This is a genomic window from Moritella sp. 5 (assembly GCF_018219455.1).
Classification (GTDB): domain Bacteria; phylum Pseudomonadota; class Gammaproteobacteria; order Enterobacterales; family Moritellaceae; genus Moritella.
In genome coordinates this window covers 4,848,400-4,870,833 of the sequence record NZ_CP056122.1, presented here as the reverse complement: position 1 = coordinate 4,870,833, position 22,434 = coordinate 4,848,400, and the positions used below count along the sequence as shown (strand labels likewise).

Below are 22,434 nucleotides of genomic sequence, written 5' to 3'. Positions count from 1 at the left end.
ATAGTAATGCTTGTATTGGTAAGTAATAGTTACTTATTTATGAGTAATACTACCGTGTCCTATATTTGATAAACTGATCCAGATCAGTGAATGTTTTTGTTACCGTTATGTTATTTGGAAAGTGTGATGACGGCATATGATGACTCGTTTTTTGCATTCTTATCAGGCTTGGGGATGGTTTACATTGATACGTTTGGTTTTAGGCGGATGTTACGCACGGCCATGGAGCAATGGGTAAATAAACGGGCGGTGCTGTAATGGATTTTCCTACGATTTCACTGTTAAGCAGTCTTGGTATTAATCCGCTTGTCGTTTTTACGTGTTGGGTAGGTAGGCAACTGGTAAAGGTAAACAAGGGAATAAGAGACAGTATTGTTGATCTCAATACCCGCGTAACGGTTTTGGAGAAAACCGATAAAACCTAAAAGCGAAAACCATTGAATAGTGCACTCAGTTTGAGTGCATTTTATATTTGAAATAGAATAATCCGCTTAATCATAAAATTCGTTATACGCATAACCCATACGTGTTAGTCTCTCAACTTATGACCAAATTAGCGATACCACTACAGGGGTTTTAATGAGTAAAAAAAATACAATCAATTGTGGCAAGTATACTGAATTTATAACTTTAGTTACTTTAGTCGGCACACCCGTTTTATTCATTCTGGGTCACTTGTCCGCGTATTGGTATTTTTCATCTTTTGATATCCCTTATTTAAAATACACGGACATTAACACAGCTTTTAGTTTTGCATTGAAATCCTTTGATGTGCTCTTGTCTGTTATTGCATTAGTACTCGTCCTTGTTATAGGTATAACTACATTTAGGTTTCTTGTTAAAAATAAAACCGAAAAATCAAGGCTGTGGAATGTCTTAACTCTGATAACAATGCTTATTTTTATATTGGTTATAATCAACTTTTTATTTAATTTAATAACTTCATACGATTTAAAAAAAGAAGTGAAAAGCAAGCTCTACATTCCTTATGAAGTGAGCTATAACAGAGGCTTAAATACTTTAAAATGCGTAACGCCAATTGGAACTCTTGGACAATATCAAGTATTTGTTTCTCAGTCACTTCAAACAATACTCATTCCTGAAACTAAGATTTTTTCTGTTAAACAAATGTTTTCTCCAGTTCCAGCAAAAGAATTTATGGCTAACCGACGCACTTTTCCTAATCCTAATTACGATAAGGAACTAGGAATTTGGTTAAATAAATGGGAATCAGATTGCCAAGGTGAAGCGCTAGAGTCTTTTAGACATTTTGATTTCTTAACAAATCCTAGGCCTAAAGTTACTAGCCCGTAATATTGTAATAACGAAGGTCACGCCAATAACAATTCCTTAATGGTGAATAAATTCGTTTTTCGTTTAAAGTCGACCTCCTAATTGGAGGTTTTTTTATGTCTGAAATATAATTCATTGAATTCAAAGTCAGCTTTTGTATAATGCTCGTCCGCCTAAGTGCGGCACAATTTGCATGGGTTCCCTCACCCCATGAATTTAACTAAAAAGGTTTATTATGCGTGAATTAACTGCAATGCAGACGCGTCAAGCGTTGATCTGTCTCTCTTGTTTTCATATTTTGGTGATCTCGGCGAGCAACTATCTAGTCCAACTTCCTATCAATATTTTTGGCTTCCATACTACATGGGGTGCTTTTACGTTTCCGTTTATTTTTCTGGCGACGGATCTAACCATTCGTGTATTTGGTGCTGGTATGGCTAAGCGCATCATTGCGCAAGTTATGTTACCCGCGTTATTGATTTCATATGTTCTGTCTGTCGTATTTTTTGATGGTAGTTATCAAGGAGTTGCAGGGCTAAGTGAGTTTAATAGTTTTGTGGGGCGTATTGCTCTCGCAAGTTTTTCGGCTTACTTATTCGGTCAGGCTCTTGATATTGTTGTTTTTAATCGTTTAAGACAATTGAAAACATGGTGGGTTGCGCCAGTAGTATCAACGGTATTTGGTAATTTAATCGATACCGTTATTTTCTTCTTTATCGCGTTTTATCAAAGTGTTGATCCATTTATGGCGGCTAATTGGGTTGAAATTGCCACGGTAGATTATGGGTTTAAATTGCTCATTAGTTTAGTTATATTTTTACCTCTTTATGGTATTTTATTAACTAAGCTAGCGGGTGTTATTACATTTGAAACAAATGCGAACAATAACCTCTCCTCTGTAAAATTAAATTAATGTAACTTAATTTTGTAAGGGGGCGAAAGGCACTAAACTATTCACTATCAGTGAAAAGTTTGGTGCCTTTTTTGTTTTATTACAGTAAATGTATCGGTAGTTAAGGTATAATCGCCCGTTCTAGATCTTATGCTTTTAATTTACACGCAATTGAGGTGCCGAATGGCAACAGACGTGGGTTTATACGATGATATTCGTCCTTTTAATGATAACGAAATAGCAAGTGTTGTTGAACGCTTAGTTAACGATAACGAATTTATTACTGCGATCGCGCACTTTCAGTTTCCGCGCTTGATTAAACATTTTAGTTGGGTGATATTCCCAATGATCCGTATGGCGTTACGCCGTAAATGTCGAAAAATCACGAGTGTGAGTGAAATTCAGCACGAAGTGATCGCTTATATGGAAAAAATGATAGCGACCACAACGACTCAAGTTACCTTTGACGGTATAGAGAAGTTGGATAAAAATAAAAATTATTTATTTATTTCGAATCACCGCGATATCGCGATGGACCCAGCATTTGTGAACTGGGGATTACATCAATATGGTCATGATACAGTGCGTATTGCAATTGGTGATAATTTATTGAAAAAGCCATTTGTATCCGATTTGATGCGTTTGAATAAAAGTTTTATTGTGAAACGTTCAGCGAAAGGTGTACGTGAGATGATCGCGGCATTTAAATCATTATCTGGTTATATTGCCCATTCAATCCAAACTGAGCAACAGTCGATTTGGATTGCGCAAAAAGAAGGCCGTGCTAAAGACGGTAATGATCAGACTGACCCTGCAATTTTAAAAATGATGTATATGCATGGCAAAGGTCAGAAAATTAGTTTTCCTGAATACATGAAATCATTAAATATCGTGCCGGTGACTATCTCTTATGAATATGATCCAAACGATGCAGCTAAGGCGAATGAACTTTCAGAATTAGCGACAGCGGGTGAGTACAATAAAACTGAATTTGAAGATATTGATAGTATTGTTCAAGGTATTGTTGGCTTTAAAGGTCATGTGAATGTGACTTTTGGTGATGTCATTGCTGATGATCTTACCGATGCGATTGAATTGGCCGAGCGTATTGATCAGACCATCGATAATAATTATTACTTGCATGGGACTAATTTATTAGCGGCAGAGCAACTACATACCAGTACTGAGTATAAGCAGGCTGCAAGTAAAGTCACTGCTGAGCAACGCGCTAAATTTACTGCTCATTTACAAGCGATACCGACTAAGCTACATACTGTAGTGTTATCTGGGTATGCAAAATCAGTAGAGAAGCAGTTAGCGATCGCAGATTAATATTGAAAGTTAAATTGTATTTTAAGCCCAGCCTCGCTGGGCTTTTTATTTGAATTTTTATTATTTATATAAAACCCTTGCAAACGCAAATGAGAATCGTTACTATTAACTTGTTCTTCAGGAAATCAGTATTTGTTTCGGTAGGACAAGACATTGCTCACATTGCTTCCGGGTTAATTTTAATCCATTACTCCTTGCAGGGTAAACCGAATTTTTTCGGGCCGGTAGATCAGACTTCTTATCCCTCGATTATCGAGAAGTCTGATTGATACCGGCTTTTTTATTTCTGCAGATTTTATCATTCCAATTATTCTATATTACCGAACCATGTCCAAATTGTTCTCGATTCTCTGCACCGTTTACGCTGTCAGGTATTCTGTCTTTGTTACATTATTATTTTTGTTATTAATGACATTATTTTGATTTAATATAAATAAACCCTTGCAAACGCAAATGAGAATCGTTATTGTTAACTTGTTCTTCAGGAAATTCGTATTTGTTTCGGTAGGACAAGACATTGCTCACATTGCTTCCGGGTTAATTTTAATCCATTACTCCTTGCAGGGTAAACCGAATTTTTTCGGGCCGGTAGATCAGACTTCTTATCCCTCGATTATCGAGAAGTCTGATTGATACCGGCTTTTTATTTTCTGCAGATTTTATCATTTCAACTATTCTATATTATCGAACCACGTCCAAATTGTTCTCGATTGCATGCTGGGTTTACGGTGTCAGGTATTCTGTATTCGTTTATTTTTTTTTGCTATTAATGACACTATGTTGGTTTTATATAAATAAACCCTTGCAAACGCAAATAAGAATCGTTACCATTGAGTTGTTCTTCAGGAAATCATTATTTGTTTCAGTAGGACAAGACATTGCTCACATTGCTTCCGGGTTAATTTTAATCCATTACTCCTTGCAGGGTAAACCGAATTTTTTTTTTCGGGCCGGTAGATCAAACTTCTTATCCCTCGATTATCGAGAAGTTTGATTGATACCGGCTTTTTATTTTCTGCAACAAAATCATTTTTTTATTAACACAAATCAAACATTTTATTTATTCAATGATGTATTATTTTTAATCATCATGCCTTCTTTTTGCACATAATATTCTTCAGTTTAAGATTCTTTTCCACATAACCTAAAAGCGTTAGATAACTTTAGATCTTACAGTTTAAATATTTAAGTTATTGTTATTTAATTGTTTTAGTTGTTGCTGTTAACGATCCATATTTTTTACTGAGTTTTTTGATCGTCATTGTCAACAGAGTTATCCACAGTTAGATCAAGATCTATGATCGAGTGGTTAAGATCTGATCGCAAGATATATTTTTATCATCAACATAGCGAGAATTCACGGCTTGTGGCATGCTTAGCCTATTCATCATTTATTTCACTGAGTTTTATTTTATGTCTACGATCCCCAGCAATCCCCTCGTGCTTGTCGATGGCTCTTCGTATTTGTTCCGTGCTTACCATTCACCTCCGCATTTGACCAATGCTGAAGGTATGGCGACGGGTGCTGTGTATGGTGTCGTTAACATGTTAAAGAGCTTATTAACACAGTTTAGTCCCAGTCATATCGCGGTTGTTTTCGATGCCAAAGGTCCTACATTTCGAAATGAAATGTACCCAGATTATAAAGCGCATCGTCCACCAATGCCGGATGATCTACGTTGTCAGATCGAACCTGTACATAACGCTGTTAAAGCACTTGGTTTACCCTTGATCTGTATTTCGGGTGTTGAAGCCGATGACGTGATCGGTACGATCGCCAAGCAAGCGAGTGCAGAAGGTCGTGCTGTATTGATCAGTACTGGTGATAAAGATATGGCACAGTTGGTTGATAATAATGTCACGCTGATCAACACCATGACGGATACGGTATTGGATCCACAGGGTGTTAAAGATAAATTTGGTGTACCACCAGAGTTGATCATTGATCTGCTCGGGCTTATGGGTGATGCTGCCGATAATATTCCGGGTGTGCCTGGTGTTGGTGAGAAAACAGCGTTAGGTCTGCTGCAGGGATTAGGCAGCATTAAAGATATCTACAATAACTTAGACGCTATTGCCCCTTTAGGTTTCCGTGGTTCGAAAACTCTCGCTAAAAAGATGATCGAGCATAAAGATAATGCTGAAATTTCTTATGCATTAGCGACGATAAAATTGGATGTTGAAACTGGTGTAAGCCTTGATGATTTGGCTATTGCAGAAACAGATACCGATGCATTGGCTGAGTTATACCAGCAGATGGGCTTTAAACGTTGGTTAGCGGCGTTAGTAGGTGGTGCTGATGCAACTAAACATGTGTATGCGGGTAAAGCAGCAAAATCGAGTTCAGCGGCCAGTGAGTCTGACAGTAATGACGTTATAGCCCCTTGTACAATTGATCGCAGCAATTATGAAACTATTTTAACGCAAACAGATTTTGATCGCTGGTTAGAGAAGTTACAAAAAGCCGATCTGTTTGCATTCGATACTGAAACCACGAGTCTTAATTATATACAAGCTGAGTTAGTGGGACTGTCATTTGCAGTTGCAGAAGGCGAAGCCGCTTATTTGCCGGTTGCGCATGACTATTTAGATGCGCCGGAGCAGTTAGACCGTGATCATGTATTAGCGTCATTAAAAGTACTACTCGAAGACAGTAATGCAAAAAAAGTTGGTCAAAATTTAAAATACGACAAATCAGTGTTAGCAAACTACGGCATTAACCTCGCAGGTATTGCTTATGACACCATGATTGAATCGTACGTTTATAACAGTATCGCGACGCGTCATGATATGGACAGTTTAGCGGATAAATACTTAGATCATAAAACCATTAGCTTTGAAGAGATCGCAGGTAAAGGTAAAAAGCAATTAACCTTTAACCAGATTGAATTAGAGCAAGCATCACCATATGCAGCTGAAGATGCTGATGTTACGCTACGTTTACATAATGTACTGTGGGCGAAACTTGAAGCTGAGCCATCGTTAGTTACTTTATTTAACGAGGTTGAATTACCACTCGTTAGCATTTTGTCTGGTGTTGAGCGCCAAGGTGTATTGATTGAGAAATCAAAACTTGATGCGCAAAGTGTTGAACTTGGCACTCGCATGTTGGAGCTAGAAGCTAAAGCCCACGAAATTGCTGAGCAACCATTTAACCTGAGTTCGCCAAAACAGTTGCAAGAAATTCTATTTGTAAAAATGGAACTACCAGTCATTAAGAAAACGCCAAAAGGCGCACCGTCGACAGCTGAAGAAGTGTTACAAGAACTGGCACTTAATTATCCATTACCAAAATTGATTTTAGAATACCGTAGTTTAAGTAAGTTAAAATCAACGTATACGGATAAGTTACCAACCTTGATTGAAGAAAAAACCGGGCGTGTGCATACGTCTTATCATCAAGCTGTTACCGCCACAGGTCGTTTGTCTTCGAGCGATCCAAATCTACAGAATATTCCAGTACGTGCGGGTGAAGGTCGACGTATCCGTCAGGCATTTATTCCAGAAGCGGGCTATAAATATGTGGCAGTGGATTATAGCCAAATTGAATTACGTATTATGGCGCATTTATCACAAGATAAAGGGCTGCTAACAGCGTTCTCGGAAGGTAAAGATATTCACCGCGCGACGGCTTCAGAAGTATTTTCTGTTGAACTTGACGACGTTACGAGTGATCAACGTCGTAGTGCTAAAGCGATTAACTTCGGGCTTATTTATGGGATGAGTGCATTCGGTTTAGGCCGTCAGTTAAATATTCCACAAAAAGAAGCCAAGCAATACATGGCGCGCTATTTTGAACGTTACCCTGGTGTATTAACGTATATGGATGAAACGCGTAAAGTGGCTAAAGATAAGGGCTATGTTGAAACCTTATCGGGGCGTCGTTTATACCTACCTGAAATTAATGCGCGTAATAAAATGCGTCAAATGGCGGCTGAACGTGCGGCGATTAACGCGCCAATGCAAGGGACAGCATCAGATATTATCAAGAAGGCTATGATTAATGTTGCAGGTTGGATTGAGACTGTAGAAGCTGACTCTATTCGTATGCTTATGCAAGTTCACGATGAATTGGTATTCGAGATAAAAGAAGAACATGTGGACGACTACGTTGTTAATATCAAAGCGTTGATGGCGGCGGCAATGTCATTGGATGTACCACTACTTGCGGAAGCTGGTGTGGGTGATAACTGGGATGAAGCGCACTAATCTTGTATTAAGCATTAATTTCATTATATTGTAATTAAAAATAAAACCAGTCTCAGGACTGGTTTTGTTGTTTTTATACATAAAATAACGATGAAAGTGCGCTTTGTCACAAAAAATGTAACTAAATAACGTATTTTACTTTCGGTTGAAACAAGTTTGGCGTATATTAGCGGGGTAGGGTATGGAGGTTCGAAATTATATTTCAAACCTTTTGTTTCAAATTGAATTTATTATTCATCGCCACGTCACTTTTTGACGAGGCGTTTTTTTTGCCTAAAATTTAGCGTTTGAATTAGTCTTCGTTAATGTACTCAGAATCGCTATCGTCAAATGCTTCGTCGTCTTCACTTGGCATACCCGTCGCAGGCTCAAGATCATACCACTCGCATAGTTTGTTTTTAAGTACATCAATGCCAGTATGCTTCAATGATGAGAATGGTGCGACTGTTACGTCACCACCAAATTCTTTTACCGCTTCTTTTACTTCTTTAACAGTTTTACTACGAACGCCTTGTTTTAACTTATCAGCTTTCGTTAATAGCGCCATCACTGGAATATCAGAATCAATCGCCCAAAGAATTAATTGTTTATCTAAATCTTTTAATGGGTGACGAATATCCATTAATACCACGATACCTTTTAATGAATCGCGTTTTTGTAGGTATTCACCTAAAGCTTTCTGCCATTTTTTCTTTACTTCAAAAGGTACTTTAGCAAAACCATAACCTGGTAAATCGATGAGACGTTTGCCTTCTTCGATTTCAAATACGTTAATAAGTTGTGTACGGCCAGGGGTTTTACTGGTTCTCGCTAAGCTTTTTTGACGTGTCAATGTGTTCAATGCACTTGATTTACCAGCATTAGATCGCCCAGCGAAAGCAATTTCAATGCCCGAATCATCTGTTAGGTGACTAATGTCTGGCGCACTAATCCTAAATGCAGCGTTTTCGAAGTGTATCTTTTTGTTATCCAATCTAATATCTCTCATTGAAATTGTGTTAAATGATTACTTTTTTTTGAAAATGTGTAAAATAGTCAAATAGAATAATAATAAGTGTAACATGTCACGCCGTGACATGGGATCGGAAGCTGAAAATAACAAGTGGAATGCTATGAAAAGTCTTGTCTTATCTTTTGCAATGTTAATCGGATTAATGGGTACCGCTCAAGCTGCAGGGGATGCAGCAGCGGGTGAAGCTCTTTCCGGTACATGTGCTGCGTGTCATGGTGCTGATGGTAATAGTCCAGCAAGTATCTATCCTAAGTTAGCGGGGCAAAATGCGTCGTACATTGTTAAGCAGTTGAAAGATTTTCAACTGGCGATGAAAACCGGTGGTGAAAAGGGTCGTAATGATCCAACCATGATGGGGATGTCTGCAATGTTAACTGAACAAAACATCCAGGATCTTGCGGCGTTTTTTGCGTCTAAAACCATGAAACCTGAAGAAACACCTGAAGATGTTATCGCTGCAGGTCAGCAATTATATCGTGGTGGTGATATCGAACGTGGTATTGCTGGCTGTGCTGCATGTCATGGCCCACGTGGTAATGGTAGCGAAACAGCTAAATTCCCGAAAATATCAGGTCAACACGCTGATTATATTAAAGCGCAATTAGAGAAATTCAGTAGCCAAGAACGTGCAAATGACCAAAATGGTATGATGCATGACATTGCTTATAAATTGAAACCTGCCGATATGGAAATTATTTCTAAATATCTAGGTGGTCTTCACTAATCATTTTTGTTTAGTGAGTTCATTTTTATATCGTAAAAAACTCAGCTTCGGCTGAGTTTTTTATTTTCATCAGATCGGAATTATCTTTTTTCTTCCTCGCTTTTTTGATAGTCTGCGCTCACTTAAAGAATTGCCTCATTATGCCCTTAATAAAGACGGGTCAATTGACTATCTTTAAATAAGGCGCAATACGATACCCGCTAATAAACAATATGGTTAACAAGATAATTGTGGACCTTGTTATTAGACAGATTAAAGACAGAGAATACTATGACTCGTAAAAGAAAAGAACGCTCAGGCGGCCCGCTAGCTATTGCTAAATCAGATCGCAAAAAGCGTGAAACAAATACCCAAGCGTTAGAAGCGCGTAAGCATAAACGTTTAAAAAAGCGTAAAGGGTTAACATCAGGTAATAAAACCACGGAAGCTGTGAAAGGTAAAAAAGGCACAGGTGGTTCACGTAAGTCGGGCGATCCAAGAGTTGGCAGTAAAGCACCTATTCAATTGCTAACGACACTGACACCAGTTGCACAACCTGCGATTATTAAAGTGAAACAACCTAAAGCTGAAGTTAAGCTTGTTGCACCTGTATTAACGTTTGAGCAAGAGCTAGACAAACTAGAAAATGATGCACGCTTAAGTGGTCTATTACTACGTTTAGATAACAATGAAGTGCTAAACAGTGATGACCAAGCATATGTCGATGAAGGTGTTGATCGTCATGCATTCTTACTTGAAGAACTTGGTTACGCTGATGACGAAGAATTTGAAGAAGATTATGACGAAGATGAGTGGGATGAAGAGATGATGGCTGAACTTGATGCTAAATCACTACAAACTAATCATGAGAAATTATCGGAAGATGAGTTGTATGAACGCTTCTTAGCAACAGAAAAAAAATTAAAGAATAACGATAACGAGGACTAATAATGCAAGCAAGTTGGATGATTTTAATCGGCATCGGATGCCTGATCATTCTGGCATTATCAGTGTATGCAGGACGTTTACTGTATCGTATAAAAGCGCAACAAGTGCAGCAGTCAAATCAACAAAACGACGCTATTGCTGCACGTAAAGTCCGTATTACTGAAAGTGTACAGATCATTGCTAAAGCAATGGGCAGTGAAGAATGTGACCTTTCTGAAGGCGCGATTCGTATCAGTAAATTATTGGCTGCTATACCAGCTGTAGAACCTGTGGATTGGGCTCAAGAATATCCTGATTTACATGCGTTTTATGACAAAATAAAACATATGCCAATCATGGATGCTCGCAGTGAATTACCAAAAAAAGCCCGTATGCAATTTGATTTAGATCGTTTTCGTTTTGAAGGTGAATATGCAGAACGTGTGCAAAAAGACGTAGCCCGCTTAACTACGTTTGAATGTTAATAAATAACGGTGTTAATCGTTAATATTATGATGTAAGACAAACGGCATGATGTTTATTTTCGGCATACTGCCGTGATATGTCTTAGGGGATGAATATGCTAAATCAAAAATTGGTCTGGGATCAGGCTATGATCGAAAAATATAATTACAGTGGTCCAAGATATACATCTTATCCAACTGCGTTGGAATTTGATGAGTCTTTCGGTTATCAAGACTTCCGCTTTGCTTGTGATGAGACACCTGATAAGCCGTTGTCATTGTATGTGCATATTCCTTTCTGTCATAAGCTTTGTTATTACTGTGGTTGTAACAAGGTCATTACCCGCCATCAGCATAAAGCCGATCCGTACCTTGATGTGCTTGAAGCTGAGATCAAGCAACAAGCTGTATTTTTCAAAAACCGTAACGTATCGCAATTACATTGGGGCGGTGGCACTCCAACATTTTTAACTCAACCACAAATCCAACGTTTGATGGATGCGTTAAAAAACAGCTTTAATTTTGACGACGATGCTGAAATTTCAATTGAAGTTGACCCGCGTGAAATTGAACTAAGTACCATTGATTTATTAGCGAAAGTTGGCTTTAATCGTTTGAGCCTAGGCGTGCAAGATTTCGATAAAAAAGTACAAGCGGCAATTAACCGTGATCAAGATGAAGACTTCATTTTTGCGCTTATCAAACGTGCTCATGAATTAGGGTTCAAATCGACCAATATTGATTTAATTTATGGCTTACCACATCAAACCAAAGCAACTTTTCACAAAACGCTAGAGCGTGTGCTTGATTTAGACCCTGCACGTTTAACGGTATTCAATTATGCGCATTTACCAAGCTTGTTTGCAGGTCAGCGTAAAATGAAAGAAGAAGATATGCCGTCGCCTGCGGATCGCTTAGCTATTTTAGAAGATGCGATTGCATTTTTGACCGATAACGGTTATCAATTTATTGGTATGGATCATTTTGCAAAACCGGATGATGAATTAGCGATTGCTCAGCGCGAAGGTATACTACACCGTAATTTCCAAGGTTATACCACTCAAGGTGAAACGGATTTGTTGGGGTTAGGAGTATCATCAATTAGCCAAATTGGTAATGCTTATTCACAGAATCAAAAAGAGCTGAAAACTTATTATCAACAGGTTGATGAACTTGGTCACGCACAATGGCGTGGCGTGGGTCTGAATGATGATGATTCGATTCGTCGCGCGGTGATTAAACAGCTAATGTGTAATTTTGAGCTGGATATGGATAAGATTGCGGATACTTTCGAACTTGATTTTGCCACTTACTTTGCTGAAGATATGGCATTATTACAAACCTTCATTAACGATGAACTGGTCATTATTAAAGGTAATATGTTGCAGGTCGCACCGAAAGGAAAATTGTTGATCCGTAATATTTGTATGTGTTTTGATGTGTATTTACGTCAACGTGCACGTCAGCAACAGTTTTCTCGCGTGATTTAATTTCCGCAGAGGATTAAATAATAGTGAGGCACCTTAGGGTGCCTTTTTAATGCCTGTTTGAATGTAACCATTGCTGTTTTAAGGAAAATAGTGCTCTAGATTTTCTGACTATTACGTTAGTATTGGTGGCCTGATCACATAGAAGTTAAATATACATAACTTGTTATCTATGCAATATTGTTCTTCGATAACATTATCTTATTTTACAAAGTTATTAATGATAGACATAATCACAAAAATGGAAATAAGCCTATGAAAGCGATAGTCATTGATATTGATGATACGGTATTAGATTTTGGTTCTCGGTTACGTGAGTTTGTTAATCACCAATATGATAAACAAGTGACTGGTAAGCCCTTAGCATGGGATTTATGCGAGTGGTTAGGTGTTAAAGAAGGTCAAGATGTTAAAATATTAAAAGAGTTTGCATCTAGTTGGCAGTTTGGTGCATTAGATGCGCTGCCAGGTGCTTCGCGAATTCTAACTAAATTAATTCAAGAAGGTTATGATATTTTTTGTATTACCGCGTGTAGTCGTGATCCTAAGGTGGAAGCGTTACGTCGAGCAAACATGTATCATTGCTTCGGTAATATTTTTCAAGATATATTTTTTGTTGAGTTTGGAGAGTCAAAAGCGACTTATTTAAACAAGATTCAACAGACGCATGAGATCCATGCTTTTGTAGATGATAAATATGATAATTTACTGGATGCGAAAAATGCTGGGGTTGATAATTGCATTATGATAAAGCAACCGCATAATAAAGCGTTCAGAGAAAGAGTAACGAGTGCACACGACTGGTATGAAATTTCATATATTATACAAACGTGGCATGAAAAAACATGGTCGGTACAATAAGCTAAACTTAGCATTAGCGATGAAGCTCTCAGTTATACGATGTATCTGAGTTTTTTCAATTTGTAGCTCTAATTAGTACTTATGACTTTCAGATGAAAGTGGTACTATCTACTTTATAGGAAACTTAAATTGTGTGGGATATGAGAAATCATGCAGCAACGACATACTGATATTATTAATCTTGTAAATGAAAAGGGACGTGCTTCTGTTGGCGAAATGTCGAATAAGCTGGGTGTTTCAGAGGTCACGATCCGTCATGACCTGAACAAGTTAGAAAAAGAAGGGTTCATCCGTCGTGTTCATGGTGGAGCTACTCCGCATAATACTGATAATGTGTCTCATCGTATTACGGTCAATTATGAGCACAAGCGTAAAATGGCTATGTGTGCAGCAAGCCTTGTTGAACATGGCGAAACTGTCATGATCGAAGGGGGTAGTGCTAATGCTTTACTGGCAAAAGAACTGGGAAAACGTAGTGATGTAACCATCATTACGCCGAGCAGCTATATTGCCCATTTAATGAAAGAAACCGATGTGAAGATTATTGTGTTAGGTGGTCTTTACCAACATGAAAGTGAAAGTATGGTGGGTACCTTGACGCGTCTTTGCATCAAACATACTCACTTCACTAAGGCGTTCTTAGGTATTGATGGTTTGCATCCAAATACGGGCTTTACGAGCCGTAATATGATGCGTGCTGATGTCGGTGTGGCTATCTTAGAGAAAGGTGCACAAAATATTGTCATCACGGATTCTTCTAAATTCGGTCAAGTTCATAATACGCCATTATATCAATTTGATCAGGTTGATATGGTGATTACTGACGAAGATGCGTCGTTAGAATATGTACATTTATTAGAAAAACATAATATTAAAGTCGTAAAATAATTCTCCTCTACGACTAATTTAATCTATGTTTTATTAATGGCAGTCAGAATTGTTATAATATAACAATTCTGACTGGCATCAGTAACGGCCGTTATGTTATAATATAACACCTGTTTTACTGACCTCGTGTTTATACCATGTCTTTACTTTTATTTTTGAGCATCGCGACACTCTTTCTCGGCCCTTACTTATGTAAATTTGTCGGTTCTAAATCTGATCGCTTTGCTTTCTTTGATAGTTTTATCTTTGTTTCCATTGGCGGTTTGGTGTTATTCCATATCTTGCCTGAATTATTGGAAAGTGGGGGTATTGCCGTTCTTGGACTGATGCTCGTTGGCTTATTTGGCCCCGGCATTGTGGAAAAAATATTTCATAAAGTCGCAAAACAAACCCATTCTGTTACCTTGATATTAGGCGTGTTAGGCCTAGTATTACACGCTCTCACCGATGGTGGTGCGCTTGCGATTGAAGATGATCAGACCGCTTATTTGTTGGCAATCGGTGTGGTACTCCATCGTTTTCCTGTTGGTTTGACTGTATGGTGGTTATTACGTCCGCATTATGGCAGAGCGTTACCGTTAGCGGTATTAACGGCAATGTCAGTGGCAACGGTTGCAGGCACTTGGCTGGGTGGAGAACTGATCGCACATGATAGTGGCAATTGGTTGATCTGGTTCCAAGCATTAGTGATGGGTTCTATTTTACATGTTGTATTTCACCAGCCCTATAAACAGGAACACGGTAAAGAAACTCAACGTGATAAATTTGCTGCTGGTACGGGTAGCTTAATTGGTGCTATCTGTTTACTTGCGGTATTACTGCCGCATTGGTTAGGTTATGCGTCGCATGATCACGGTTCGGAAGAAACCGTGTTGGTATCAAAAATGGCGGCATCCCCTGAGCTACAGGCCAGTATCGAATTACATGAGCATGCGGAACATGAAGACCACGTGGGACACGATGACCATGCAGGACACGATGACCATGCAGGACATGATGACCATGCAGGACATGATGACCATGCAGGACATGATGACCATGCAGGACATGATGACCATGTGGGACATAATGACCATGTGGGACATGATGACCATGTGGGACATGATGACCATGTGAGACATGATGACCATGCGGGACGTGATGAGCATGCGGGACATGCGCACGGTAATGGAACAGCTGAAACCTTATTACGATTTGTGAGCTTGTCGTTACATGCGGCCCCGGCGTTATTGTTCGCTTATATCCTGACATGGCTGATTAATTTTGTGAAACCTGCATTCAATCAGGTTGGCCAATTACGCAGTACTGGTTCAGTCGCAGGTGCATTAAAAGGCACGCTGATTGGTTTACCTCTGCCGATATGTATTCCAGATGCATCAAGCATGTATAAGCAATTGATTAAAGCGGGCTGCGGTTCTGCATTAGCAGTGTCATTTTTGGTGGCATCACCTGTGATAGGGTTTGATGCATTACTTATTTCACTACCGTTATTAGGTGCTGAGTGGGTTGGTATTCGTTTAGTGATGGCGATAATTTTAGCGGTAACATTGGGTTTATTGATTGGGTTATTGTTTAAGAAACATGATTTAAATACCGAAACGTATGCGACACCTGAACAGCTAAAACAATCTACATCGCGTTTGAAGCATGCTTTTGAACATGGCTTTGCGCATTTAATTGATCATACAGCACCTTGGGTATTGTTTGGCTTAATTGCTGCAGCAACCTTTACCCCGACGATTGGTTGGCAGTTTTTACAGCAAGAACCTTGGTTACAAGTGGTTCTGGCGATCTTGATTGCGTTACCCTTTCATTTTTGTGCGACGGGTATTACCCCTGTATTAGCGATTATGCTTATTGCTGGCGTATCGCCTGGTGCGGTTGTTGCCTTTAGTTTAGTGGGACCAACGCTTAACTTAGATTTATACCGCTTTATTAAAGATAACCAAGGTAAGCACATTGCAATCGCTGTGGTTATGGCGATTGTCACTGTAGCCTTGTTATTAGGTCTGGGGATTATGTATTGGGTACCTGAATTGCCTAAGCCATGGTTAACGCTAGCACCACATTGGCAAGATGATTGGTGGCGTTATTTAAGTTTAGTCATTGTGACGGTTCTATTTTCGATAAGTATTTTACGTCGCGGTGCGCGTAGCTTTATGTTGGAATTATTACCGCATAGTTTTAGAAATGCCAAACCGCATCATCATCACCATCATTAGATTGTAATATCAATCTTGTTTCTATGGGGATTACGTCGATTGTGTAACCGACGCTCGTAACGAGAACTGTGATTTGATTGACGTTGCCGCCGCTCATGGCGGTGACGTTGTTCCATAATAAACTCGCCTTTTACTTCTATCGTTTCTATTAGACAGACTTCATTATTTATATTATCTAGATTTACTTCCATGTTCGGCTCCATTGTTGTTACATCGGAATCGTTATTTGTTAATACTTACTTTTATGACAATGCATCAAGCTCACAGTTTTTATATTTGCAAGGTTAAACCTGTTCTGGTTTACTAAGATTAGTATAACTAGATGAAAATGTAATTTAAATTACTCCCACTCTTTGTATCGCAAACTGGATGTTTCTCGACAAAGCAATAAAGGTTTTTTCATGCCAAAGAAAGTGACGGATATTTTAACTCAAGATGAACTTAATTTATTACAGGAAGTAATAGAAAGTCATGCTGATGATGTTAGCCGTGAAGTATTTATTTCGCACATCTCAAAAAAAATGCTGAATGTATTAGCGCAATCTGATGACATTGTATTGGTAACGCAAAGCCAACAAAAAGAATTTCGTTTTCCGCTTTATCTTATAAGTGATGGCTATAGCGATGAACTAAAGGAGCTTGGTCCTCCCGATATCATTGATCATAAAGGTGGAGAAGGGCGTTATTGGCGCCTGTCGGATCCCAAAGGCTTAAAGGTATTTGATCCGCAAGGTGAAGTCTTATTGGGCGCTGTTCTGAATATATCGACGTCGGGTTTGTTTATGTTATGCAGTGCGCAGCAATTTTCGTCTATCGATTTGAACCTTCAAAAAGGGGACCGTGTGAACTTTTATTTAAAGATCCCACAACGTGGTTTTCATTTAGTTAAGGCTAACGTTGTACGGATTGAAAATGAAAATAATAATGGCAAAGGACTGGCGCTGAATTTTGATATTGATAATGACTTAGCTTTGATACTCCATAATTATATTATTGAGAAACATGATTCGCTGAATTAGTAAGAGGGCAGCTAACTTAAAGAATAGGTTAACTGCCTAAGCATAATTAATTAATATCGAGTTCCTTCAACTTACGGGTGAGGGTATTACGACCCCAGCCCAGTAGTTTTGCTGCATCTTGTTTATGACCTTGAGTGTACTCGAGTGCGGTTTGTAACATGATACGTTCAAAATCGGGCATTGCTTCAGCAAGGATATCACTCTGCCCTGATGCGAGTTGCTGTGCCGTCCAGGTTTTTAATTGTGTGCGCCAGTCGCCACTTTGAGCCGCGCTACCATGACTTATTAAAGGCGATTGCTCTTCGGTGATCTCAGAAGGTAAATCAGCAATGAATATTTCTTGGCCGCTGGCCATCACGGTTAACCAACGACAAATATTTTCAAGTTGGCGAACGTTACCGGACCAATGATGATTGGCTAAATAGGTTTGTGCTTCTTTACTGAGAATTTTGGTTTCGACACTCAGTTCTTTACCCGCTCTGATTAAAAAATGATTGGCGAGTTTAGGAATATCTTCTCGACGTTCATTTAACGATGGAATATGAATACGAATGACGTTCAAACGATGGAATAAGTCTTCACGAAAACTACCATCAGCTACTTTCTTTTCTAAGTTTTGATGCGTTGCTGCGATGATTCGTACATCCACACTTACCGGAGAATGGCCCCCTACACGGTAAAATTGCCCATCAGAAAGTACCCGCAATAATCGCGTTTGAATATCAATCGGCATATCCCCGATCTCATCTAAAAATAGGGTACCGCCATTAGCTTGTTCAAAGCGACCATTACGCACACCTGCTGCGCCAGTGAAAGCACCTTTTTCATGACCAAAAAGTTCTGATTCAATCAAATCTTTGGGAATTGCAGCCATGTTTAAGGCAATGAATTCGTTATTTACGCGTGGGCTGTGTTTGTGTAGCGCTTGTGCAACTAATTCTTTACCTGTGCCAGATTCACCATTAATTAATACGCTGATCGAAGAACGTGATAAGCGACCGATAGCGCGAAAAACTTCCTGCATGGCCGGTGCTTCACCAATAATTTCAGTCACTGGCGCGACTTTATTATTCTTACGGCGGTTTTTGCTTTGCTCTCTGGCATGAGTAACGGCACGAGTCGCTAAGGATACGGCTTCATCAATATCAAACGGTTTTGGTAAGTATTCAAATGCACCAGCCTGATACGCATTGACTGCGCTGTCGAGATCGGAATGGGCAGTCATTATGATGATCGGGAGGTCAGGGTGAATGGCATGTACTTTATTCATTAACTCTAACCCGCTCATTTCTGGCATGCGGATATCAGAAATAATGATATCTGGTTGTTCGAATTCGAGTTTATTTAATAAGGCATGCGCACCACTAAATGCAGAGGTTTCAAATTTCTGTGATTTTAATGCTTTGTCGAGAACCCAGCGGATAGAACTATCGTCATCGACAATCCAAACTGTTGCTGTTGTCATAGTTTAATCCTTTATTTTCTTAGTGGCAGATAAATGGCAAATTCGGTATGACCTGGCCAGCTATGGCACTCAATTTTCCCCTTGTGTTGCTTAATCAGGTTTTGAGCAATAGAAAGTCCAAGTCCGGTGCCGCCTTCACGTGCAGTAACCATTGGGTAGAACAAGGTATCTTTAATGTGCTCTGGAATACCGGGTCCGTTATCAATGATTTTTATTTCAGCACATAAGCGATATTTCTGTCCTTGGATATTCACTTGATGTGCTGTACGCGTAATAATTTTAATGATGCCATGTTCTTTTAGTATTTGAATGGCATTACTAATTATATTAAGTAGTGCTTGCTGTAATAGGTCTGGTTCCATCTCAAAATCAGGTATTGATGGATCATAATCTCGCTCGATAATAATACTTGGTGGTAAATCAAATTCGACTAACTGTTTTACTTTTTCAATGACGGAATGAATATTTAAAATGGTTTGCTGACCAGGCTTTTGTGGCCCCAATAAACGGTCAACTAGCGTCCGTAATCGATCGGCTTGTTCGATGATAATACCTGTAAATTCTTTTAATTCCGGTGTTGGTAATTCTTTCTCTAACAATTGTGCGGCGCCACGTAATCCCCCGAGTGGGTTTTTAATTTCATGGGCCAAGCCACGAACTAATTCTTGTGCAGCTTGCTGTTGTACGTGTTGATAAAGTTCTTGGCTAATTTTCTTTTGTAAGTCTATTTGTCTCGCTTCAATTAGAACACAGACTTCCGAGTTAAAGTTCGTTAATGTTGCTGAAATTTCGACTAATAGTTGGCGATCATCAATGACTAATGATACTTCATTATCAGTAAATCCTTGCCCTGTTTTAATTATGCTTGCTAATAATGAAAGGTCGAGTGTTGTATGTTCGATGATATCCGTGATCTTCACATCAAGCACACGACTGGCACTGGATCTTAATAGTTGTTCACCCGCTGGATTGAGATATTTTATATACAGATCATGATTGAGAACGAAAACTGAAGAAACTAAGCTATTCATTAATGACTGTTGAGGTTCTGGGAGCATTATCATGGCACTTCCTTATTAGGATAAACATCCCGTGACTGAACGCACCAATTTGGTGCTCACTTTAAAATATTACTGTACAGCGTGGTGAAATTAAAGCGGAAATGCTTAGTTGGCCTTAAATCGATGTAAATAAACAGTAATGAGCTCTGATGATGCAATTACCTTGCCTAAGTTGTTAATTATTTGTAACTGTAATTTATGCGTACCAATGGGTACGTTCGTGACATCAAACTGCTTCTCAATTTGCTCACTATGAGTAATGCCATCAATTAATAAACGAATACTTGAACCGTACAGCAGTGTTGAACTGAGAGTGGCAGACACTGTGATATCGCCAGTATTACTGCGTATTGTTTGTTGATCGCGTGGTGTGCTGATATGAATGCTAATTGGCGTGACTGATTTGTCATTCATTGTGGTTTTTGTATGACTTGCTTTCGGAGGGATTGATTGAGTAAGAGAGTCAATAGAAGGTGGCGTTAGCTTCACATCAATTTCTTTGGCTGATGCTGGTTTACTTTCATCATCCGAAAAGTGGGTAATACCTTGTTCATCAGTCCATTGATAAATAGCGGCAACACTAGTATAGCTTGTGATTATTAATATGAATAACATTACGTGTTTCATGGCGACATCCTGTCTTTGATTACTTGATTTATATGGTTATTTTCACCTAATTACATTTGTTTCACAAATAAAAAACCCGCTAAATAGCGGGTTTTTTGATATTAATTTTTATTAATAAGAAATTATACGCTGTAGTACATTTCAAACTCAACTGGGTGAGTTGTCATGTTCAGTCTTTCAACTTCTTCTTCTTTTATTGCAATGTAAGCATCGATAGTATCGTCAGCCATTACATCGCCAGCCGTTAAGAAGTCACGGTCAGTATCTAGTGCTGATAGTGCTTCTTGTAGTGAAGAGGCAACTTGTGGAATTTCTGCTGCTTCTTCTGCTGGAAGGTCGTATAGATCTTTATCCATTGCATCACCAGGGTGAATACGGTTTTTAATACCGTCAATACCTGCCATTAACATTGCAGAGAATGCTAAGTATGGGTTTGCTGCTGGATCTGGAAAACGAACTTCAATACGTGTCGCTTTTGGCGATGGTACGATTGGGATACGGATTGATGCAGAACGGTTACGCGCTGAGTAAGCTAGCATTACTGGTGCTTCAAAACCTGGGACTAAACGTTTGTACGAGTTAGTTGCTGGGTTAGCAAATGCGTTAATTGCTTTTGCGTGCTTGATGATTCCACCAATGTAATAAAGTGCAGTTTCAGAAAGACCGCCATACAGATCACCAGAAAAAATATTTTCGCCATTTTTCTGTAGTGATTGGTGACAATGCATACCTGAACCGTTATCGCCTACAAGTGGCTTAGGCATAAATGTTGCTGTTTTTCCGTAAGCGTGTGCAACATTATGGATAACGTATTTAGTGATTTGAACTTCATCCGCTTTTTCAACGATTGAGTTATATAGTGCTGCGATCTCGTTTTGACCTGCTGTAGCTACTTCATGGTGATGCGCTTCAACTGTTAAGCCCATTTCTTCCATTATTAGGCACATTGCACTACGGATGTCTTGTGCAGAGTCAACTGGTGATACTGGGAAATAACCACCTTTAACACCTGGACGGTGACCCATGTTGCCGCCTTCGTACTCTTTATCAGAGTTCCAAGAAGCTTCTTCAGCGTCAATTTTGTACATACTACCTGACATGTCAGTTTTGTACTTAACATCATCAAATAGGAAGAATTCTGGTTCAGGACCGAAGAATACATCATCAGCGATACCTGTTGAGCGTAAGTATGCAAGTGCACGTTTTGCTACTGAACGTGGGTCACGGCTATAACCTTGCATTGTTGCTGGTTCTAGTACGTCACAACGAAGGTTCAGAGTTGTTGCTTCTGTGAACGGGTCAAGTACAGCTGTTGCCGGATCTGGCATTAAAATCATGTCAGATTCGTTAATGCCTTTCCAACCTTCAATTGATGAACCATCAAACATTTTACCTTCTTCAAAAAAGCCGGTATTAACTTGATGATGTGGTAGAGATACGTGCTGCTCTTTACCTTTAGTATCTGTAAAACGTAAATCTACAAATTTAACGTCTTGTTCTTTAATTAGAGCTAATACGTTTTCTGCTGACATAAAAAATAACCTCCGGTGTCATCAATATGATGGCTTAATTTAAAGTGGCTGACTGTAAACAATCATGATTTAAATAATGCCATATATGTGCCAACTATTTAAGTTGTTGATTTTATTGATTTAGCGTGCGTATTCTCCCTTGCTTTAATCTATTGCTGCACGAACATCGTGCGTACCATGCACTTATTTGGTGCAGCGATTATTGCGGTAAAAAACGCATACATTTACTATTACTAAGTTCGATATTATGGTTTATTTTCAGGGATTACCAGTAAAATCGTATTCAAATATAGTTGATAAAACGTCTCATCTGTAAATCGAATTGATCACGATGTGATACGGCCTATATTTATTTATATTTTGTGTGCTAAAAGCCCATTTAGTGGCTATCGCTCGGTTTTTAAATAAAATAAATTGCAATCATTTTACTCTGCGTTAAA

At 38.9% G+C, this 22,434-nt stretch carries 18 protein-coding genes; 12 read left to right on the top strand and 6 right to left on the bottom strand.

Going from position 1 to position 22,434, the window contains the following annotated elements; translation table 11 throughout:
- Window positions 1-579: 579 nt before the first annotated feature.
- From HWV01_RS21805 to polA, 4 genes are all read left to right on the top strand, one after another.
- Window positions 580-1,314, top strand: a complete 735-nt coding sequence (locus HWV01_RS21805; RefSeq protein WP_211673467.1) for a hypothetical protein — start codon at window positions 580-582, stop codon at window positions 1,312-1,314.
- 214 nt (window positions 1,315-1,528) lie between these two features.
- Complete coding sequence (locus tag HWV01_RS21800; RefSeq protein ID WP_211673466.1) at window positions 1,529-2,206, top strand: 7-cyano-7-deazaguanine/7-aminomethyl-7-deazaguanine transporter; 678 nt, start codon at window positions 1,529-1,531, stop codon at window positions 2,204-2,206.
- A 162-nt stretch (window positions 2,207-2,368) separates the two neighbouring features.
- The gene (locus tag HWV01_RS21795; RefSeq protein ID WP_211673465.1) at window positions 2,369-3,517 is read left to right on the top strand and encodes a 1-acyl-sn-glycerol-3-phosphate acyltransferase; all 1,149 of its coding nucleotides are present in this window, start codon (window positions 2,369-2,371) and stop codon (window positions 3,515-3,517) included.
- A 1,413-nt stretch (window positions 3,518-4,930) separates the two neighbouring features.
- Entirely contained in the window at window positions 4,931-7,726 is a 2,796-nt protein-coding gene (gene polA / locus HWV01_RS21790) for a DNA polymerase I (protein WP_211673464.1), read from the top strand.
- A gap of 292 nt (window positions 7,727-8,018) precedes the next feature.
- On the opposite strand, the gene yihA is transcribed toward polA, so the two are convergent.
- Complete coding sequence (yihA, locus tag HWV01_RS21785) at window positions 8,019-8,699, bottom strand: ribosome biogenesis GTP-binding protein YihA/YsxC (RefSeq protein ID WP_211673463.1); 681 nt, start codon at window positions 8,697-8,699, stop codon at window positions 8,019-8,021.
- A 139-nt stretch (window positions 8,700-8,838) separates the two neighbouring features.
- Here yihA and HWV01_RS21780 point away from each other — a divergent pair, with 139 nt between their 5' ends.
- The 7 genes from HWV01_RS21780 to HWV01_RS21750 all read left to right on the top strand — a co-directional run bounded on the left by HWV01_RS21780 (window position 8,839) and on the right by HWV01_RS21750 (window position 16,290).
- Window positions 8,839-9,462, top strand: a complete 624-nt coding sequence (locus HWV01_RS21780; RefSeq protein WP_211673462.1) for a cytochrome c — start codon at window positions 8,839-8,841, stop codon at window positions 9,460-9,462.
- A 270-nt stretch (window positions 9,463-9,732) separates the two neighbouring features.
- Window positions 9,733-10,389, top strand: a complete 657-nt coding sequence (gene yihI, locus HWV01_RS21775; protein ID WP_211673461.1) for a Der GTPase-activating protein YihI — start codon at window positions 9,733-9,735, stop codon at window positions 10,387-10,389.
- 2 nt (window positions 10,390-10,391) lie between these two features.
- Window positions 10,392-10,853 carry a DUF2489 domain-containing protein gene (locus HWV01_RS21770; RefSeq protein ID WP_211673460.1) on the top strand — a complete coding sequence of 154 codons (462 nt, stop codon included), beginning with the start codon at window positions 10,392-10,394 and terminating at the stop codon, window positions 10,851-10,853.
- A gap of 95 nt (window positions 10,854-10,948) precedes the next feature.
- The gene (hemN, locus tag HWV01_RS21765; RefSeq protein ID WP_211673459.1) at window positions 10,949-12,322 is read left to right on the top strand and encodes an oxygen-independent coproporphyrinogen III oxidase; all 1,374 of its coding nucleotides are present in this window, start codon (window positions 10,949-10,951) and stop codon (window positions 12,320-12,322) included.
- Window positions 12,323-12,574: 252 nt separating this feature from the next.
- On the top strand, window positions 12,575-13,180 hold the full coding sequence (locus tag HWV01_RS21760) for an HAD family acid phosphatase (protein WP_249185403.1): 606 nt from the start codon (window positions 12,575-12,577) through the stop codon (window positions 13,178-13,180).
- Between the two features lie 150 nt (window positions 13,181-13,330).
- A complete protein-coding gene (locus tag HWV01_RS21755) occupies window positions 13,331-14,068 on the top strand; it encodes a DNA-binding transcriptional regulator YciT (RefSeq protein ID WP_045108587.1) in 738 nt (245 codons plus the stop codon).
- A 137-nt stretch (window positions 14,069-14,205) separates the two neighbouring features.
- Entirely contained in the window at window positions 14,206-16,290 is a 2,085-nt protein-coding gene (locus tag HWV01_RS21750; protein ID WP_211673458.1) for a permease, read from the top strand.
- Here HWV01_RS21750 and HWV01_RS21745 read toward each other — a convergent pair.
- Window positions 16,287-16,481 carry a hypothetical protein gene (locus HWV01_RS21745; protein ID WP_211673457.1) on the bottom strand — a complete coding sequence of 65 codons (195 nt, stop codon included), beginning with the start codon at window positions 16,479-16,481 and terminating at the stop codon, window positions 16,287-16,289. The genes HWV01_RS21750 and HWV01_RS21745 overlap by 4 nt on opposite strands.
- Before the next feature lie 210 nt (window positions 16,482-16,691).
- Between HWV01_RS21745 and HWV01_RS21740 the strand changes: the two genes are divergently transcribed.
- On the top strand, window positions 16,692-17,309 hold the full coding sequence (locus tag HWV01_RS21740; RefSeq protein WP_211673456.1) for a PilZ domain-containing protein: 618 nt from the start codon (window positions 16,692-16,694) through the stop codon (window positions 17,307-17,309).
- 46 nt (window positions 17,310-17,355) lie between these two features.
- Here HWV01_RS21740 and glnG read toward each other — a convergent pair whose 3' ends face one another.
- The 4 genes from glnG to glnA all read right to left on the bottom strand — a co-directional run bounded on the left by glnG (window position 17,356) and on the right by glnA (window position 21,994).
- Window positions 17,356-18,774 (bottom strand): nitrogen regulation protein NR(I), encoded by a 1,419-nt coding sequence (gene glnG, locus HWV01_RS21735; protein WP_211673455.1) that lies wholly within the window; start codon window positions 18,772-18,774, stop codon window positions 17,356-17,358.
- A gap of 11 nt (window positions 18,775-18,785) precedes the next feature.
- Window positions 18,786-19,838, bottom strand: coding sequence for a nitrogen regulation protein NR(II) (gene glnL / locus HWV01_RS21730; protein WP_211673454.1), 1,053 nt, complete (start codon window positions 19,836-19,838; stop codon window positions 18,786-18,788).
- 102 nt (window positions 19,839-19,940) lie between these two features.
- Window positions 19,941-20,462: a DUF4124 domain-containing protein gene (locus HWV01_RS21725; RefSeq protein ID WP_211673453.1), complete on the bottom strand. Its 522-nt coding sequence runs from the start codon at window positions 20,460-20,462 to the stop codon at window positions 19,941-19,943.
- A gap of 122 nt (window positions 20,463-20,584) precedes the next feature.
- Window positions 20,585-21,994 (bottom strand): glutamate--ammonia ligase, encoded by a 1,410-nt coding sequence (glnA, locus tag HWV01_RS21720; protein ID WP_211673452.1) that lies wholly within the window; start codon window positions 21,992-21,994, stop codon window positions 20,585-20,587.
- Between the last annotated feature and the right edge of the window lie 440 nt (window positions 21,995-22,434).

Coding starts and splice junctions, on each gene's coding strand:
- HWV01_RS21805 (WP_211673467.1), top strand. CDS start 580: ATGAGTAAAAAAAATACAATCAATTGTGGCAAGTATACTGAATTTATA.
- HWV01_RS21800 (WP_211673466.1), top strand. CDS start 1,529: ATGCGTGAATTAACTGCAATGCAGACGCGTCAAGCGTTGATCTGTCTC.
- HWV01_RS21795 (WP_211673465.1), top strand. CDS start 2,369: ATGGCAACAGACGTGGGTTTATACGATGATATTCGTCCTTTTAATGAT.
- polA (WP_211673464.1), top strand. CDS start 4,931: ATGTCTACGATCCCCAGCAATCCCCTCGTGCTTGTCGATGGCTCTTCG.
- HWV01_RS21780 (WP_211673462.1), top strand. CDS start 8,839: ATGAAAAGTCTTGTCTTATCTTTTGCAATGTTAATCGGATTAATGGGT.
- yihI (WP_211673461.1), top strand. CDS start 9,733: ATGACTCGTAAAAGAAAAGAACGCTCAGGCGGCCCGCTAGCTATTGCT.
- HWV01_RS21770 (WP_211673460.1), top strand. CDS start 10,392: ATGCAAGCAAGTTGGATGATTTTAATCGGCATCGGATGCCTGATCATT.
- hemN (WP_211673459.1), top strand. CDS start 10,949: ATGCTAAATCAAAAATTGGTCTGGGATCAGGCTATGATCGAAAAATAT.
- HWV01_RS21760 (WP_249185403.1), top strand. CDS start 12,575: ATGAAAGCGATAGTCATTGATATTGATGATACGGTATTAGATTTTGGT.
- HWV01_RS21755 (WP_045108587.1), top strand. CDS start 13,331: ATGCAGCAACGACATACTGATATTATTAATCTTGTAAATGAAAAGGGA.
- HWV01_RS21750 (WP_211673458.1), top strand. CDS start 14,206: ATGTCTTTACTTTTATTTTTGAGCATCGCGACACTCTTTCTCGGCCCT.
- HWV01_RS21745 (WP_211673457.1), bottom strand. CDS start 16,481: ATGGAAGTAAATCTAGATAATATAAATAATGAAGTCTGTCTAATAGAA.
- HWV01_RS21740 (WP_211673456.1), top strand. CDS start 16,692: ATGCCAAAGAAAGTGACGGATATTTTAACTCAAGATGAACTTAATTTA.
- glnG (WP_211673455.1), bottom strand. CDS start 18,774: ATGACAACAGCAACAGTTTGGATTGTCGATGACGATAGTTCTATCCGC.
- glnL (WP_211673454.1), bottom strand. CDS start 19,838: ATGATAATGCTCCCAGAACCTCAACAGTCATTAATGAATAGCTTAGTT.
- HWV01_RS21725 (WP_211673453.1), bottom strand. CDS start 20,462: ATGAAACACGTAATGTTATTCATATTAATAATCACAAGCTATACTAGT.
- glnA (WP_211673452.1), bottom strand. CDS start 21,994: ATGTCAGCAGAAAACGTATTAGCTCTAATTAAAGAACAAGACGTTAAA.